At 64.7% G+C, this 16,192-nt stretch carries 17 protein-coding genes and 1 tRNA gene; 12 read left to right on the top strand and 6 right to left on the bottom strand.

What is annotated here, in order from left to right; translation table 11 throughout:
- Nucleotides 1-148: 148 nt before the first annotated feature.
- Nucleotides 149-2,887, top strand: coding sequence for an EAL domain-containing protein (locus tag HCU64_RS09855; protein WP_233383643.1), 2,739 nt, complete (start codon nucleotides 149-151; stop codon nucleotides 2,885-2,887).
- A 680-nt stretch (nucleotides 2,888-3,567) separates the two neighbouring features.
- On the opposite strand, the gene HCU64_RS09850 is transcribed toward HCU64_RS09855, so the two are convergent.
- Entirely contained in the window at nucleotides 3,568-4,275 is a 708-nt protein-coding gene (locus HCU64_RS09850; RefSeq protein WP_233383642.1) for a sigma-70 family RNA polymerase sigma factor, read from the bottom strand.
- A 99-nt stretch (nucleotides 4,276-4,374) separates the two neighbouring features.
- Here HCU64_RS09850 and HCU64_RS09845 point away from each other — a divergent pair, with 99 nt between their 5' ends.
- Nucleotides 4,375-4,728, top strand: a complete 354-nt coding sequence (locus HCU64_RS09845) for an ArsR/SmtB family transcription factor (RefSeq protein WP_233383641.1) — start codon at nucleotides 4,375-4,377, stop codon at nucleotides 4,726-4,728.
- Between the two features lie 243 nt (nucleotides 4,729-4,971).
- On the opposite strand, the gene HCU64_RS09840 is transcribed toward HCU64_RS09845, so the two are convergent.
- Nucleotides 4,972-5,268: a hypothetical protein gene (locus tag HCU64_RS09840; protein WP_233383640.1), complete on the bottom strand. Its 297-nt coding sequence runs from the start codon at nucleotides 5,266-5,268 to the stop codon at nucleotides 4,972-4,974.
- A 239-nt stretch (nucleotides 5,269-5,507) separates the two neighbouring features.
- On the opposite strand from HCU64_RS09840, the gene HCU64_RS09835 reads away from it, so the two are divergent.
- On the top strand, nucleotides 5,508-5,804 hold the full coding sequence (locus HCU64_RS09835; protein WP_233383639.1) for a hypothetical protein: 297 nt from the start codon (nucleotides 5,508-5,510) through the stop codon (nucleotides 5,802-5,804).
- A 129-nt stretch (nucleotides 5,805-5,933) separates the two neighbouring features.
- Here HCU64_RS09835 and HCU64_RS09830 read toward each other — a convergent pair whose 3' ends face one another.
- Both HCU64_RS09830 and HCU64_RS09825 read right to left on the bottom strand, forming a co-directional pair.
- Nucleotides 5,934-6,506 (bottom strand): hypothetical protein, encoded by a 573-nt coding sequence (locus HCU64_RS09830; RefSeq protein ID WP_233383638.1) that lies wholly within the window; start codon nucleotides 6,504-6,506, stop codon nucleotides 5,934-5,936.
- A 39-nt stretch (nucleotides 6,507-6,545) separates the two neighbouring features.
- Complete coding sequence (locus HCU64_RS09825; RefSeq protein ID WP_233383637.1) at nucleotides 6,546-7,439, bottom strand: hypothetical protein; 894 nt, start codon at nucleotides 7,437-7,439, stop codon at nucleotides 6,546-6,548.
- Between the two features lie 294 nt (nucleotides 7,440-7,733).
- On the opposite strand from HCU64_RS09825, the gene HCU64_RS09820 reads away from it, so the two are divergent.
- The 6 genes from HCU64_RS09820 (at nucleotide 7,734) to HCU64_RS09795 (ending at nucleotide 11,045) form a co-directional block, all read left to right on the top strand.
- Complete coding sequence (locus HCU64_RS09820; RefSeq protein WP_233383636.1) at nucleotides 7,734-7,943, top strand: helix-turn-helix domain-containing protein; 210 nt, start codon at nucleotides 7,734-7,736, stop codon at nucleotides 7,941-7,943.
- Entirely contained in the window at nucleotides 7,940-8,281 is a 342-nt protein-coding gene (locus HCU64_RS09815) for a hypothetical protein (protein WP_233383635.1), read from the top strand. The genes HCU64_RS09820 and HCU64_RS09815 overlap by 4 nt, the downstream gene beginning before the upstream one ends.
- Nucleotides 8,281-8,709, top strand: coding sequence for a hypothetical protein (locus HCU64_RS09810; RefSeq protein ID WP_233383634.1), 429 nt, complete (start codon nucleotides 8,281-8,283; stop codon nucleotides 8,707-8,709). Before HCU64_RS09815 ends, HCU64_RS09810 begins: the two co-directional genes overlap by 1 nt.
- Before the next feature lie 84 nt (nucleotides 8,710-8,793).
- Entirely contained in the window at nucleotides 8,794-9,666 is an 873-nt protein-coding gene (locus HCU64_RS09805) for a hypothetical protein (RefSeq protein WP_233383633.1), read from the top strand.
- On the top strand, nucleotides 9,666-10,127 hold the full coding sequence (locus HCU64_RS09800; protein WP_233383632.1) for a hypothetical protein: 462 nt from the start codon (nucleotides 9,666-9,668) through the stop codon (nucleotides 10,125-10,127). The genes HCU64_RS09805 and HCU64_RS09800 overlap by 1 nt, the downstream gene beginning before the upstream one ends.
- A gap of 441 nt (nucleotides 10,128-10,568) precedes the next feature.
- Complete coding sequence (locus HCU64_RS09795) at nucleotides 10,569-11,045, top strand: hypothetical protein (RefSeq protein WP_233383631.1); 477 nt, start codon at nucleotides 10,569-10,571, stop codon at nucleotides 11,043-11,045.
- Here HCU64_RS09795 and HCU64_RS09790 read toward each other — a convergent pair.
- Both HCU64_RS09790 and HCU64_RS09785 read right to left on the bottom strand, forming a co-directional pair.
- Entirely contained in the window at nucleotides 11,042-11,596 is a 555-nt protein-coding gene (locus tag HCU64_RS09790; RefSeq protein WP_233383630.1) for a metallophosphoesterase family protein, read from the bottom strand. The two genes, HCU64_RS09795 and HCU64_RS09790, sit on opposite strands and share 4 nt — an antisense overlap.
- A 185-nt stretch (nucleotides 11,597-11,781) precedes the next feature.
- Nucleotides 11,782-13,371, bottom strand: coding sequence for an integrase family protein (locus HCU64_RS09785; protein WP_233383629.1), 1,590 nt, complete (start codon nucleotides 13,369-13,371; stop codon nucleotides 11,782-11,784).
- Between the two features lie 219 nt (nucleotides 13,372-13,590).
- Here HCU64_RS09785 and HCU64_RS09780 point away from each other — a divergent pair.
- The 3 genes from HCU64_RS09780 to poxB all read left to right on the top strand — a co-directional run bounded on the left by HCU64_RS09780 (nucleotide 13,591) and on the right by poxB (nucleotide 16,152).
- Nucleotides 13,591-13,667, top strand: a tRNA-Arg gene (locus tag HCU64_RS09780).
- 42 nt (nucleotides 13,668-13,709) lie between these two features.
- On the top strand, nucleotides 13,710-14,309 hold the full coding sequence (locus HCU64_RS09775; RefSeq protein ID WP_233383628.1) for a cysteine hydrolase family protein: 600 nt from the start codon (nucleotides 13,710-13,712) through the stop codon (nucleotides 14,307-14,309).
- 82 nt (nucleotides 14,310-14,391) lie between these two features.
- Nucleotides 14,392-16,152: a ubiquinone-dependent pyruvate dehydrogenase gene (poxB, locus tag HCU64_RS09770; protein WP_233383627.1), complete on the top strand. Its 1,761-nt coding sequence runs from the start codon at nucleotides 14,392-14,394 to the stop codon at nucleotides 16,150-16,152.
- Nucleotides 16,153-16,192: the final 40 nt, after the last annotated feature.

The raw sequence follows: 16,192 nt of genomic DNA, 5'->3' as shown, positions 1-16,192 counted from the left end.
AGCCGGCGGCAACGGCAACGGCAACAACGGCAATGGAAACGGCAACGGCGGTGGTAGCGGCGCCGGCAGCAACGGGAACGGAAACGGAGCCGGCGGCAACGGCAACGGCAACAACGGCAATGGTAACGGCGGTCGACGGAGCTGAGCCTTGCGCGATGTCATCCTTCCGAGATTAGGAAAGCGACAGCTCCGAGCGCATCTGCTCGTCGCATCCGTCGTCTCGCTTGTGGTCGTCTCAAGCCTTCACATCTGGCTGCGTGAAGCCATCGTCGATGCACGTTTCAGGCTAGCGACGCGTCCGGCCTCCGGCACCGTAGCCCTGATCGAAATCGATCCGAAATCAATCGACGCGGTAGGCCATTGGCCCTGGCGTCGGACATTGCATGCGGATCTCGTGCGGCAGCTCGACAAAGCTGGCGTCGCCGACATCGCCTTCGACGTCGATTTCAGCGCACCGTCCTCTTCCGACGACGACGGTGCCTTCGCGAAGGCGCTTCAAGAGGCCGGCGGGTCCGTCATCCTCGCAGCCTTCCGACAATACGTGGACGCTCAGGCAGGCGGCTCAAGCGTCCATGTGAACCGGCCCATACCGCCATTCTTGCAACAATCCTGGCCAGCCCTCGTCGACGTCCGTCCCGATCGCGACGGCGTCGCAAGAAGCTACGACTTTGGTGACCGGATCGACGGAACGTTCATGCCTTCTATGGGCACTCTACTGGCCGGTCGCCAGGAGGAGCACGGCCCGGCCTTCCGCATCGATTTTGGGATCAAGCCGTCGACGCTGCCGCGGGTCTCCTTCGTCGACGTTCTGCAGGGCGTGCCTTCCACGTTGGAAGCCTTGAAGGGCAAGAAGGTCATCGTCGCGGGCACGGCGGCTGAGCTCGGCGATCGGCTGAACGTCCCGAACGGCGTGATCCTTCCCGGATCCTTCGTCCTAGCCCTGGCGGCGGAATCGGTCCTGCAGGACCGAACGCTCGTGCTGGCCTCGGATGCCGTCTCGATCGCCCTCGTCATCGGCGTGATGCTGTTGATGGCCGTTGCCTGGAGGCGGTCCCGCGTCAGCCTTCGTATTGCAGTCCTCGCCGTCCTCGCGATCGCCATTGAGGGAGGCGCGATCGCGCTTCAATCCAAGATGCCGGTCGTACTTGATACCTCGCTCATGCTGTCTGCCTGTGTAGCCTACGCGTTCGCAGCGATGCTCGACGAGATCGATCTGAGGGGTATCCTCCGCCTCGTCTCGGAACGACGTTTCCAAAGGATCACGCTGTCCCTCAGTGACGGCATGGTCTGTGTCGACGGGAACGCTCGGATCACGTTCTGGAACCCGGCCGCATCCACAATCTTCAAATACGATGCGAAGGACGGCGTTGGGCAGCGCTTCGACGTGCTCCTCGAAACGACCGACAGGGCAGAGCGCTTCGACCTCACCGCGATTCCCCTCAAAGAGTTGCAAACGGGGAACGGCTACGTCGTCGAGCTGAAGGGTCGGCGTCGAGATGGCGAGGTCTTCGATCTGGAATGCTCGCTGTCGGCTTGGGATACGCCCGGAGGTATCCAGTACGGCGCCATTCTTCGCGACATCTCGCTTCGAAAGCAGCAGCGCGAACGCATTCGCTTCCTGGCCGAATGCGATGTGCTCACGGGCCTGCCGAACCGCAACAGCCTGCTCGCCAAGCTCGAACGGGAGATCGGAAACCCGCAGGCGCTGTTACTGGTCGGCGTGAACCGGTTCGGCCAGATCAATCATCTCCGCGGAGCGTCCTTCGCAGATGCACTTATCAGCGCCATCACCTGCCGATTGACCGCACTCGTTCAACCGTCCGCGTTCCTCGCGCGGCTGTCTGACGGCGAGTTCGCGATCATCGTATCCCAGGAGTGTGATGAGCCTATCGGTGCCGAGATCATCGCTGACTTTCAGCTGACCGCCGTCGCGATCGACGAGAGCCGCTATCGTGTCTCGGTGAGCGTCGGGGTCGCCGTCGCGAAGACCGCGAAGGATCGGGACGAGTGGCTCGGAAACGCGCAATTCGCGCTCACAGCGGCCCGATTGGCATCGAAGTCCGAGCCCATGCAGTTCACGTCGCCCATGCGCCGGGCGATCGAGGAACGGGAGGCGCTCGAAATCGAGCTCCGGCAAGCGCTAAAGCGCAGCGAGTTCGAGCTGTTCTATCAACCCCAGATCGATCTGCGGTCGGGCCGCGTCATCGGAGCTGAGGCCCTTATCCGCTGGCGTCACCCCGAACGCGGCTACGTCTCGCCCGGCGAGTTCATACCAGTCGTCAACTCCACCTCCCTTGCAGAAGGCGTCTCCGCCTGGGTGATGGATACGGCTGTCCGACAGACGGCCGTCTGGTCTCGCGCGGGCCACTGCATCCGTATCGGCATCAATCTCGCGCAGTGTCAATTTGCTACTGGCGACCTCGTCGCCGAGGTCAGCAGACTTTTAGAAAGACACAATGCGCCGCCGGATTTGATCGAGCTCGAAGTCACTGAAGACATTATTCTTGACGACGCACAAAACGTCAATTTTGTATTGTCAGATTTACGATCTAGATCAATCAAGATTGCGTTTGATGATTTTGGTACTGGCTACGGCAGCTTGACGTATTTGAAGAAATTTTCCTTGGACACAATCAAAATCGATCAACTGTTCGTCAGAAATCTTTTGCCGGATTCCGACGACGCTGCGATCGTGAAAGCGACGATCGATCTAGGTCACGCACTTGGTTTGTCGGTCATAGCGGAAGGCATTGAGACCGAGGCGGTGTATAACTTTCTACGTGACCTCGGCTGTGACGAAGGTCAAGGATACTTTATCGGAAGGCCCACCTCGGCTGAAATGTTTGCAGCAACATTCCTAGCCCAAGATGGACACCGGGCTGCTTGATGCGATAGAAATATAATTGTTTATATTGGGTTATATGCACAAAATTGTGCCAGATTTATTCCATAATTAAATCATTGGCTCTTCATCACAGTATAAAACCGAAATTTTATCGAACGGTCGCATTGAATAGCCCGAATACTTAATACGGCATTCAACGGAAGTCGTCGGCTCACAAAATCCACCCTTCACTTGGTTCGAGGCCAAGTCGATGTATCCAGCAACTGCTGTGCCTTTGATGTGAGGAACCAGATGCCCGGCGGATCGCTAGCCCTGCGAGATCGCAAAAGCCCCTTGGAATGAAGCGACCGAACTGTAACCATCTCCCAGGGCTCGATGCGCTTCAATGGGCCCTCGTCTGCTAAGCGGCGGAGCATTCTCCGTTGCCCGGGCGAAGGCCTCCAAATATATTTCAAAGCAAACGCGTTTTTCATCCGTCTTTGGAATTAGCTTAACACTAAGCCGGTCAGCAAGGTTGTTCGGCGCTAGTAATTCGTTACGTAAGCGTGTCATCGCGATTGGGATAACCGCTTATGGAAGGAGGGTTCCATCTGGCAGCATCCCTCTCAACCTCGATCAAGATCATGTCGAGCAACACGCGAAGCCGGAAGCTTCCTCTGTAGTCGAGGCGCTGGCGAGCCTCTCGACAAAGGTCTTCGACCCTTTTGATCTGGCTTTCGCGCTCAGAGATCCGCATGGCTTTGTCCTGGGACGACCGCCCCTAACGCCTCGACGAGTGAAGATCGAGCGCGACTAACCCTGCTTTTTACGGTGCCGACTTGGCAGCCGAGCTTGCTCGCTGCCTCTTCGTAGGTGCAACCTTCGGCTCCTACCATGAGCAAGGCTTGACGCTGGGTCAGCGGCAGCTTCTCGATCCTCTTCCAGACAGCTTGGAGCGTCGATACATCTTCCTGGTCTGCCAAGGCGGTCAGATGCTCTGCATGGATCCCATCGGAATCCTCGACCTCTCGCCGCTTCTTGCGGATGTCGCTGTAAAAGTGGTTGCGCAGGATCGTGAATAGCCACGCCGTGAAGTTGGTTCCCGGCATGAAGCGATGATGGTTTGCCCATGCCTTTAGAAAGGTCTCCTGGACCAAATCGTCCGCGCGATGAATATTTCCCGTCAGCGAGACCGCGAAAGTTCGCAATGCCGGCAGCGCCTTAATAAGATCTTCGCGAAAGATCGTAGTGACTGCATCGCTTCCAGTCGCCAGAGACTTCTCAAACCGAGCCAAGAGGGCGGCAAGCGTCGCCGGAACGGGCTCTCTCTCAGCAAGCTCGAAGTAATCCTGCAACGGAACTTTTAGATATTCCTGGATGGCCGCGGAGTACCGGACATCCTTACAAAAGGGCGACGAGCCTTGCGTCAATTTAAGTACGCCATCAGACATTCTAAGGGAGTCTCCGGCCATACGGCCAAGCTGTTTAGAACACGTCTAATTTCGATACCAGTGAAAATATGAACCCGTGCTAAATAATCCCGGTGTCTTATGCTGAATGCTCCCGTTGCCGTTGAGGTGTTTTCAGCGCTGGCTCACGAGCTGCGCCTGGAGATCCTTCGGCTGCTCCTCGTCCAGGCGCCCGATGGGATGCCTGCTGGGCGCATTCGAAGCACGTTGGCTTGCAGCGGCTCGACGCTCACGTTTCACCTCCACTGCTTGGAGGAGGTGGGGCTCGTTCGCGCACATCGGCAAGCGACATCGATCATCTACACAGCTGTCCCCGAGGCCCTGACCGGCGTTGTCGACTTCCTAATGAAGGACTGCTGCGGCGGTCGGCCGGAGCTATGTGATTCGTCCGCCGCATCCGGATCTAAGAACTGCGGCGGGGCCGGATGTCGTTGAGCCCGACGTTCTCACCAACGAACGGCTGCTTTCGGGCACTGCTTTAGGGATACGGAACGACAGGGTCGGGCGCGAACCAGGCAGAACGGCGGCAGAAACTGCGTTCGCTTTGGGGAACCGCACAGAACTGCATGAACGACTAGGTTGGGTCGGTAAAAGCCCGTCCGCTTTTTCAGCGGATCTCCTCCGGAGCGGACCAGCTGCTTTCGGCCACGATTGGACCTAGCTCGTAGTGGCGTAGTCTCATGCCACTTGCACGCCGCCGAGGATCTGGAGCCGGAGATACCTCGCCTGATGCGAGAGGACATCCGCCTCGGCGAGCCCTGTATGTCGGCGGTGGCCTTTGGCCCGGCGCACACCGATGCCCCGCAGTGTGTAAGGGGTCGGCTTGTCGATGTGGGCGGGCATCGCCTCGACGACGTGCAGCCGGGCGCGCTCTGCCAGGTCGTTGATGCTGTCGACGAGCGCGCTGCCGATGTGCTCGGGTTGCAGCTCGTCCCGGCCGACCGGCTCGGTCTTGACGGTTATCTCGAAGGGCATGCCGACAGGGTGCCCCGGCCCCGTGCAACCGGCGAGCCGCGTCCAAGGCAGGAATTCCGGGCCCTGATCTATTCCCTCCGTTACTCCTACAAAGAGGAACGCTTCACTGTGGGAGACGCGTCGTCGTTTTGGCTCATCTATCCACAGAGCCCAGGGGATCGTTGACCCTACGTAGAGGCTGTTATTGCACCGGCGCCCGCTCTCTGAATCTATAGCTGGGAGAGATGCAGGAGGCAGGCATGGCAGGTCATGGACATCACGTCGCCGGTGAGGTTGGCGGCAGCCTCATGGGCGCCCTCCTCGCGGTCGATGCCGGCGTTCGGGCGCGCCGCGAGCAGCAGGCGTGGGCACGGGCCGACGCCGCGGCGGAAAACGCTGTTCACGCCCTGGGGCAGCGCCTACTCCGCGCGCAGGCTCGCGAGCGCGAGTTGCTGCAGCAGATCGCCGCCCTCCATGCTGAGGCTCAGGCGCAGCGCGTCCGTGCATGCCGGGCCGAGGGCCGCCTCGTCGGCCTGCAGCGGCGCAGCGCGGCCTGAAGAGGACGCACAGGGGACGACCTGCGCCCTCGCGGGGGCGCACAGGGTAAGTGTCAACAGGTAGCTGGGCACAAAAAGAAGCCCGCCGGTCATCCCGGCGGGCTTTGTCGTGATCGGTCTAAGTTGAGCTTAGGCCGCCCGACGACGGCGGTGCTGGCGCTCGACGTGCTTGAACAAGTCCCGCATGGCTTGATCCGCCTTCTCGTCAGTGTGCGGCCACGAGTAGATCTCGTCCGCCTCGTCCTGCTCCGGCTCGGACACATCCGCAGCGCGGGCGGACATGTCCCGGTGCAGCGAGGGGAGATCCTCGACGTCCTCGCCCCGAGCCAGGGCCTCCGCGCGGTGGGGCATGGTGACGGCGAGACGGGCGACCTCGGCCTCCGAGAGGGATTCGAGCCAGACGAGGACGTTGTCCGGCAGGACCGACAAGTCGACGGCGGGTTCGCCGAAAGCGATGTGCCGGGCGTGCAGAACCATGGTCATGCCAACCGGATGGATCGCCCGGGTGCCGGCGACGTGAGCCTCGTTCGAGGGGGCCGCGGCCGCGGCGTCGAGATAGTCGGCCGCGGCGCCGGTGGCGGGGAGGACGGGATCCGGGCGGGCGACAGACCGGAGGATCCAGCGGCCGCCCTCCCAGACGAGGGCGGGGATCAGGATGACCGCGCGGAGGGCGGTGGCGAGGGCGGCGGCGAACATGCGCATGGGAGGTGTCCTTTCTGGCTCGATGGCCGCCCGCGATTTTCAGGCCGCCGGCGAAAGGGACAACGTGGCCTGCCTGCCCGAGGCGAGCGTCAGGGGCAGGCGGTCGGGGACTTGGCCATGGTGGATGCGGAGGAGCCGCAGCGCGTGGCTCGCCTGCTCGACAGTCCACACCGTCAGCCCGTCGAGCACGTGGCCGTCGCAAGTCGTCGCCTTGCTCCACCCGATGTCATTTTGCAGGCTTGCCCAGTCCTGATCGAACCACGTGATCGAGGCGATGGCATCCTTCGCGGCGGCGACTACCACGGGGTTGGCGGCACGGGCGAGTTCGGGCTCGTGCGCGACGGCGATGCGCTGCTCAGAGCGGACGACGTTCTTGCTGGCCTGACCGGCGAGCGCTTTGAGTCGCTTCGCGCCGGCGTAGTCGAGGGCCGGATCGTCGATGAGCTTGTTCGCCTCGTCGATGAGCGCCGCCTTGGCCCATGACCACCGCTTATCCCGGAGGCTGATGCGCGCTGTCTCGCGAGCCTCCTCGATGAACTCGCGGTGGCGTTCGCGTTCGGCGGCCGCCTCACGCTCCTGGCGTTCCAGGTGCTCCTGCTCGACGCGCGCCGCTTCGGCCTCTTTCTTCGCGATCAGGTCGGGCAGCGAATCGATCAGCTCCGCCAGGGCGGTGTGGTCGAGGTCAGGGCGCTCCCAGAACAGGACCCCTTCGTAGCCGTTCTGGAAGCCGAACTCTCCGAGCTCGCGGAAGGTCTGATCCCAGATCCTCTCGAACTCCGCCGTCGGCCTCGCCTTGGCGAGCTTCCTCTCGCCCCGGCTCGTATTCACCACCTTGCCCGGCCCCCACTGGAGGTCAGCCAGGTGCGGCGGCCCCTGGTAACCCGGCTCCCTCTCGATCTCATCCTGCCTGTGCTGGTCGTCACCGTGGGGCATACTGCTCTCCTCAAATTCGCGGTTACGCGTACGAGTATATGGATTGCGGCCTGATCACCAAACGCGCGTATTTCACCCCCTATTTCAACAACAAGCTGTTGGTGAAAACGTTGTTGAAATCGTAGTGCTCTGTTGGGGTAAGGTGGAAGGGGGTGTCGCTAGTCTGGTTAATGCTATGACTTTTGAAAGTAGTTCAAAAACATTGTTTGCATCCAGGCGATTTTTGCTCTGGAAATTCGATCGGGCCAGGACCAGAATCTCCGAATTCGCGAATTCGCGGGGAGCAAGGCGGCCGTGGAGCTGACGAGGGAAGAGGTGATTGCGAGGCTGCGGAGGCAGATCGCCGACCGTGGCAGTCAGCAAGACTGGGCGCGCGCCGCTGGCGTGAGCCCGACGTACCTCGGCGACGTGCTCAAGGGGCGCCGCGTCCCCGGCGACAGGATCCTGCTCGCGCTCGGCGTTCAGCGGGTCGAGCGATTCGTGTCTCTGGAGGCGCAGTCGTGAGGGGCGTGATCTGCAAGATCCCCCGGGCACGCTGCGAGCGCTACCTAGCCGACGGCCTCTCGCTGTCCGAGATCGCCCGGCGCGAGGATCTCTGCCAGCAGACAGTTAGCAAGCACGTGCGCGGCCTTGGCCTGACGCTCCCGAGCCGGGCCATCGTCACGCTCGATGACATCATGAGCGTCGTCGCCGGCAGGGAGACCGTCCGAGACGTACGTGAGCGCCTGGGGGTGAGCCGGGCCGCCGTCCATCAGCGTGCCGCGCGCGAGGGCCTGCGCCTCCGAAACCTCCGCCCCGCCCGCTGGGGTCGCCAGCTCGATCTTTTCCGTGAGACCGCCTGATGACTGATCGCAAGCCCCACCCCCTGCTCGCCGGCCTCGAAAACCTCGACGGCCCCGCGCTCGCGGCTCGCTTCGCCGAGGTTCGCAGGGCGGCCTACGAGATCGGTGCCCACATCGAAGCGGACGGCGCGACGCGCAATCTGCACATGGCGACCCGGGCCGCGATCCGGCTCATGATCTCCGGCATCGACATCGCGAACTACGGGCCGCCCGGAGCCGCGGCGAAGGTGGCCGCCGTCCAGACTGCCATCCCGAAGCCCGCTCCCCGTCCGTCGCCCATACGTCCCTTGCCGGCTGCCAAGCCTGCCACTCCGGCGGCACCGGCTAAGCGGCCGCGCCCGCCGACGTGTCCGCCGCCGAGGCCGCTGCATCGCTTGAGCACGCCCCCGCCGCCGCTCGATCCGGGCGATGCCGAGATCCCGTTCTGAACCCCGCCGCGCAGGGCGCGGTCCCCCAGATCCTCCAGCTCGCGGCCAGGCCACGGCCGCCCCCCTCATCTCAGGAGCCTCATCATGAACACGAAGACCGAGACTGGACCGCTCGATCCGACGAGCCAGCGCATCATCCAAGCTGTCGGGCAGAGGGCTTGGGCCGATCTCACCGGGGCCGAGTTCCGCGCGTACAGGCGGGCGGTCCATTTCATGGACGAGGGCGAAATCGACGGGCCGTACAGCCCGTATCACGACGCCCTCGACAGGATCCGCAGCGGCGAGACTTCGGCGGCGGTTATCGCGAAGGCGCTCGGCAGCCACGGCCGCTACGGCGAGGAAGGTGACATCTGGGAGCTGTACGACGCACGTCATGCGACTGCGAGGATCTCTGCCGGCGAAGAGGCGGCTGCCGAGTATCGCTCGACGCATGCCGAGGATCACGCTCCCGAGACCGAAGGCCCTGCTACAGATTTCGACGAAGAAGAACTGCACAGGCGGGATCTCGTGAAGCCTGTCTGGGAGAGCAGGGACCCCATCCCTAGCTCCCTTGGCGCCGTCTGCTTCGCATCTCAGACTAGTGGCCAAGAAATCGTGCGCTGGATCCGGTGCGGCGCGCCTACGATCTCGATGACGCGAGAAAGCGCGGTCTTCGATCTCATCGCTCTCGTCGACTGGATGATCGATTACGAGCGTGACCTGCTCACGTTCGGGAAGAAGAAAGGCCTGCCTAAGCTGCAAGACCTCGCCGGTCCCCGCCGGCGGATCAAGATGAAGATCCGCAGGACCCTCGACAAAGCCGCTAAGCTGAAGGCGGACCGGGAGGAGAAAGCGGTGTCCACCTGCTTGCAGGAGGCGGCGGCTATCCTCGATCAGATCGCGGGCGTCATCGGATGGGCCGCCGTCGAGGCCGCTACGGGCCTCCGCCACATCCCCGGAACCGCGAGGGATGCCTGATGGCCATCAGCAAGGAAGTATTCGACGGGAGGGCGGCCTGGACCGCTCTCCCTGCTCGTCAGAAGATGGATTTCGGAATGATACTGATGGAGTGGCTGGCTGCCGCCGCCATCCAGGATGCGGTCTACTCGAACCCGGACCAGTACGAGGAGCCCGTCGCTCGCGCTGCCACCGAAGCGGGGCGGCTAGCAGAGGAAAGCTTGCAGGAGAGCTTCCGAAACCAGGTCCCAATCGAGTCGGTCGAAGACGTAGCCGGAGCGTGGCGTATCCCGGTGATCGTTCATCCGGTCTGCCTCGAATGCGGATGCTCCGATCAGGATGCGTGCGAGGGCGGATGCGGCTGGGCAGCCCATCGTCTGTGCACCGCTTGCGCCGAGAAGGCCGCCCCCCTCCCGCCGGGCAGCGTCGTCGTCGCCGGCGAAATCCGGCACGAGCCGAGCGTGGAGGCGCGCAATGGCTAGGCCCGCATCCTACGCTCCGGACGTGCCGGAAAAGGTCTTGAACTTTTGGGCAGAGAAGCGCGTCGGCTCTGAGATCGCGGAGATCGTCGGCGTGGCGCCCCACGTGGTCGCGAGCATCATCGGGCAGGCCCGTCGTCGCGGCGATCCTCGTGCCGAGCTTCGTAACCCGGGCGCGGCCCGGCGGCCGGAGCCCATCCGGTACTCGTCGTCCAAGGCCTACCTCGATGCCGCTCTCCAGCGCGTCGCCGAGCGCAGGGCAGAGTGGGAGCGGACTGTAGGCGGATGGCCCAGATCGCTGTGCCGCCCAAGCTGCCGTGAAACACACAAAAACCGACACAAAAATTTCAGGATCTTTGCACCGTGAATCACAAGTGTTTGATCTTGTTTAGCTTTCGATTCAGGAGACCTTGATAGGTCCGCCTGTGAAACGGGGAGTTTGTGATGCGTATGCCGTCGACGGGAAATCCGAAGGCAAAGTCTGTGCTCGTGCACGGTGAGAAGATCCGCGTGCCTGTGTTCGGCGATCCGCGCCGTCACGACAACTGGATCAACCATCCCCTCTACGAAGACCGCATCTCGCTCCTCGACGCCGTCGCTGCTGACGAGTGCGACGGCTGGCAAGTCGTGCTGCCTGGATCCGACCGTCCGTGGTGCGTGGCCTATTTTCCGTGGGGCGCGTCGATGTCGGATATCGGGCCGCACACGCTCAGCCCGGCGCGGCCGTGGATGCTCGTGTCGCCGCCGGGGCACGACAGCCGCCTGTACGTCTATCCGAGCCTGCAGGAGGCCGTCGACGCCGTCTTGCGCGCCGACGATCCGCGTCCCCGTGGGAGCCTCGCGAGCCGCCGGCAACCGATGCTCTTCGACGATCTGGATGCCCCCGAGATGGCTGCCCTGCGCGGCCCCCCGGCCGTCTAGCCGGTAGCCTGCTCACTCCCCTGGAGCTCCTCGGGCCACGTGTCGCTCAGCGCCATCGCGTCGAGGATCTCCGGCAGGGTCACCGGCCGGTAATCCCAGACGTCGACGCCAACGTCGCAGGATCTCCGGGTGCCAGACAGGCTCCCATGCGTGTGCCCGTAGAGGTGCAGCGCACCCCGCCAGATTCCTGGCCACGCGCGCATGGCGTAGTGGCACAGGACGAGACGGTGTCCGTCGACGGCGATCTGATGGATCCCCTCGTGCTGGCTCGCCCAAGGCAAGCGCCTGCCCAGCTTCTCGTGATTGCCCACGACCAGGTGCTTCGTCCCGTTGAGGCGGGCGAACGTCGCGCTGGCGTGCTCGAAGCTGCAGGAAAACGCGAAGTCGCCGAGATGCCAGACCTCGTCCTCCGGCCGGACGACGTCGTTCCAGCGGGCGACGATGGCCTCGTCGTGGGCCTCGATGCCGGCGAACGGCCGGGGCCGGGCCATGCGGGGCGCCAGGATCCCCTCGTGCCCGAAGTGAGTGTCGGCGGTGAAGAAAACGGCCATGCGGGCCTCCTCAGATTTGAGGAGGCCGGCGCACGCGGTCACGCCTCCTAAGGAATAGGACGGGACGGAGGGGGCGCGGGTTTTCGGGTCATCAGGGCCTCGCAGGAATCCTCACGGTAGCAGAGCCAGGTTACTAACTCCCTGGCCGGGACGCAGGCATGTCGAAAGAAGCGAACCGGCTTTCGCTACTCTTTGCTCGCACCGGTTTCGGAGGCCTGCGCGCGGCGGCGCTGGCGCGTCGTGCGCCCCTCCGCCCACGCCTTCGCGGAGGCCTTCCTCCGGCGCTCAGCCTCGGCCGCGGGATCGCGGATACCGCGTTGACGCAGATTCTCGGCGACGAGGGCGGCCTTGAGGGTGAGGCTGTCTGGCAGCTCGACGTCCCGGCGCGCCGCGACCAGGGCTTCCGTCCATGCCGAGAGGGCAGGGGCCTTGAGCTCAAGCATCTGATCGCCTGTGTAGCGGCGGGTCATCCCGTTGCCGTCGACGACTTGGAGAAGGTCGCTGTTGGCGTGATCGAGGACCATCCCGACCGTCGCGGCCGAGACATTATGATCCCGCTGCAGCACGGTGGCGAACGCACGCCGGACGTCGTGAGGCGAGGCGCGCCGGCCAGGCATCGCGGCGACGGCGTGCGTGAGGGTGTCCTCGGCCAGATGCGAGACAGGATCCCCGAACCGACGCGGCCGCCCCGCCGGGAACATCCACTCAGACCGCTCGCCGCCGCGCTCCACCGCGTCCGCTGTCGTGCGGCGCAGATAGGCCTGAACCCGCCACCAGACATGCGGCGGCAGCGGCAGCGCATGGGCGCCGCGCCGCGGTTCCTCCGCTGTCGGTGAGCCCCTCGCGATCTTGCGATGCCCCTGCCACCAGAGCCCCCAGTCCGGTCGGGCAGGCCATGGCTCGAACTCGTCGACCCTCGCCTTGACCACGCTGAGCCGGCGCTGGGCCGTGTAGCTGAGCAGCTCGATGGCCATGCCGACCGAGTCGCTCAAGACGCCATGCTGGGCGACGGCGAGCATGTGGGCGATCTCCGGGACGAGGGGGAAATGCCGGCGCAACTTGGTGCTCCCCAATTTTGGGGCCTTCAGCCCAGCCATCACGCCCGGCTTCGCACCGGACCGGCGGACTTGCGCGGGTTCGGCCAGCCAGTCCCAGAATCTCCGCGTGACCCGAACAACGTCCTTGGCCGTGCTTCGCTTCCCCTCCGCAACGAGGATCTCGACGACGGCAGCCACGTCCGGCGCTTCGATGCGCGAGATGTAGCGGGCATCGAGGGCGCGCATGGCCGGGCCGCCAACGACCCCGGAATAGTTGCGCACGGTCGCGTCGCGCAGGCCGCCGGCGGCGGCCTCTCGCTGCATCCACTCGCGCCAGGCGGCCCGGGCCTCGCCATAGGTCCATGTCTCGGGGGCTCGCTCGCGCGGCATGTACGCCGGCACGGCCGCGGCCTCCTCGCCCCGGGCGGCCATTGCAGCCCGCTTAAGCTCGATCCAGGCGGGATCAGGCTCGCCGTGCCCGGCCTCGACATGACGCCGGACATCGACGGCGACGGAGCGGGCCTGCGCCAGAGACCAGGCGCCGGCGTCGCCGAGCTTGATCCGGAGAGGCTTGCCGTCATGCCGGAACCGCACGGACCAGGTGGCCGCCGTCGGCGTGAGCCTCAGCGTCAGCCCCGGGCACTGCCCGTCGGCGACGTCGCGCGCCGGGGCGGCCGCCTCGCGGATCATGCGGGCGACGGCGGTCGCGGTAAGGACTAGAGCAGCCTGCCTGGGCATGAGGGCCTCGCGTGAGGCGTCTGCTCTACCGCGTAGCACACCTGTAGCATACCGGCGCGAACTACCCGGCCTGTGAAAGGCGGGGACCGCGACCTCGCCAGCGCCGCCTGAACCGGCTGGCGAGGGGCGATTTTCAGCTCCCTACAGAGCGGAAATGCTTGTTGCCAGAGTCTGTTGATGACAGGTGCCGAGGGGCCTGATACGACGTTTCGGGCGATAGACTCCGTAGCTCAGCTGGATAGAGCAGCCGCCTTCTAAGCGGCAGGTCGTAGGTTCGAGCCCTACCGGGGTCGCCATTGCCCCAAGTCATTGCAGACAATCGAGAGGGAGCGAGGCCCATGTCGGATCTCAAGACGCTGCGCGATGTCTCCGGCCTCAGCCCGAGCCCGGCTCCGCTGAGCCAGTCCGCGCTGCTGATGATCGACTTGCAGAACACCTATCGCGAGGGGCTGATGCAGCTCTCGGGGGTGGAGCCGGCGATTGCCGAGGCCAAGGCGCTGCTGGAGCGCGCCCGCAAGGCCGGCATCCCGATTTTCCATATCCGACACAATGCAGGGGCCGGCTCGCCCTACGACGTCGAGGCGCGGATCGGCCAGATCAGCGACGAGGTCGCGCCGAAGGGCGACGAGCCGGTGATCACCAAGGGCTATCCGAGTTCCTTCGTCGGCACCGACCTCCAGTCGCGGCTGGAGAAGGCGGGTGCCAAGAACCTGATCGTCGCCGGCTTCATGACGCATATGTGCGTGAACTCGACGGCGCGAGGCGCCTTCAATCTCGGCTTCTCGCCGACCGTGGTGGCGGCTGCCACCGCGACGCGCGATCTGCCTGCGGCCGATGGCTCCGTGGTGAAGGCCGAGGCGCTGCAGGCGGCGAGCCTTGCCGCGCTCGGCGATCTCTTCGCGGTGGTCACGCGCCGGCAATCCGACATCCCGGATTGAGGCTCGCGCCGATCGCGTTGCTGCAGCGCGGAACACGGCGCCGCTTCAACGGTTCAGGCTCCACGCAGCAGGAGCCGGACCGATGGCCATCACGAACGTTGCCGATCTCTTCGTCGAAACCCTCGTCCAGGCCGGCATCGAGCGGGTCTATGGCGTCGTCGGCGACAGCCTGAACGCGATCACGGAGTCGATCCGGACGCGCGAGAGCATCGACTGGGTCCATGTCCGGCACGAGGAGGTCGCGGCCTTCGCGGCCGGGGCCGAGGCCCAGATCACCGGCAAGCTCGCGGTCTGCGCGGGCTCCTGCGGGCCGGGCAACCTCCACCTGATCAACGGCTTGTTCGATTGCCATCGCACCCGCGTGCCGGTGCTGGCCATCGCGGCACATATCCCGTCGGCCGAGATCGGCTCGGGCTACTTCCAGGAAACGCACCCAGAAAATCTTTTTCGCGAGTGCAGCCATTACTGCGAGCTCGTCTCTGACGCCTCACAGCTGCCGCAGGTGATCGAGGCGGCGATCCGCGCCGCCGTCGGCCAGAGCGGCGTCGCGGTGGTGGTGATTCCAGGCGACGTGGCCATGGCCGAGGCACCCGCGCGCGGTATCGCACCGAATGCCGGCCTGATCCCGCGCAAGCCCGTTGTGCGGCCGGCCGAGGCCGATCTCGACGCCTTGGCCGAACTGCTGAACGGCTCCTCGCGCGTCACCCTGCTCTGCGGGCGCGGCTGCGCCGGGGTGCATGGCGACCTGCTGCGCCTCGCCGAGACGCTGAAGAGCCCGATCGTCCATGCGCTGGGCGGCAAGGAGTATGTCGAATACGACAACCCCTACGATGTCGGCATGACCGGGCTGATCGGGTTTTCATCCGGCTACGCGGCGATGATGAGCTGCGACGTGCTGCTGATGCTCGGCACGGACTTTCCCTACCGGCAGTTCTATCCGGGCAATGCCAAGATCGCGCAGGTCGATATCCGGCCGGAGAATCTCGGGCGGCGCTGCAAACTGGATCTCGGCCTCGTCGGTGATGTCGGCGCGACGATCGACGCGCTGCTGCCGAAGCTGCGGAGCAAGACCGACCGCGCCTTCCTCGACGACACCCTCAAGCACTACGAGAAGGCCCGCGAGGGCCTCGACGAACTCGCCACGGCGAAGCCTGCCCGCGGCTGGCTCGGCCTGAAGCGCGGCAAGCCGGTGATCCACCCGCAATACGTCGCCAAGGTCATCAGCGAGACGGCGGCGGACGATGCCGTGTTCACGGTGGATGTCGGCACGCCGACGATCTGGGCCGCGCGCTATCTCAAGATGAACGGCCGGCGCCGGCTGCTTGGCTCCTTCGTGCACGGCTCGATGGCCAATGCCATGTGCCAGGCGATCGGCGTACAGGCCGCGCAACCGAACCGGCAGGTGGTCTCGCTTTCGGGCGATGGCGGCTTCACCATGCTGATGGGCGACCTGCTGACGCTTCGTCAGGAGAAGCTGCCGGCCAAGATCGTGGTGTTCAACAACGGCTCGCTTGGCTTCGTCGAGATGGAGATGAAGGCCGCCGGCTATCTTGAGACGGGCGTCAGCCTCGCGAACCCGGACTTCGCCGCGATGGCGCGGGCGGTCGGCATCCACGGCGTGCGGGTCGAGGACCCGGCGGAACTCGCCTCGGCCGCCGCGGACGTGCTCGGCCATGACGGACCGGCCCTGCTCGACGTGGTGGTGGCCCGCAATGAGCTCTCGATGCCGCCGAAGATCGCCGGGCAGCAGGTGAAGGGGTTCAGCCTCTATGTCCTGCGTGCGGTGATGAGCGGCCGCGGCGACTCGGTTCTCGATCTCGCCAAGACGAACCTCCTGCGCTAGACCGCGCAGGTTACAAAGGTTCCAGTCTGCAGCGCCGCAA

Source organism: Methylobacterium sp. C25 (genome assembly GCF_021352225.1).
Classification (GTDB): domain Bacteria; phylum Pseudomonadota; class Alphaproteobacteria; order Rhizobiales; family Beijerinckiaceae; genus Methylobacterium.
Note: the sequence above shows the minus strand (reverse complement) of the source record. Positions and strands in the feature narration are given on the sequence as shown.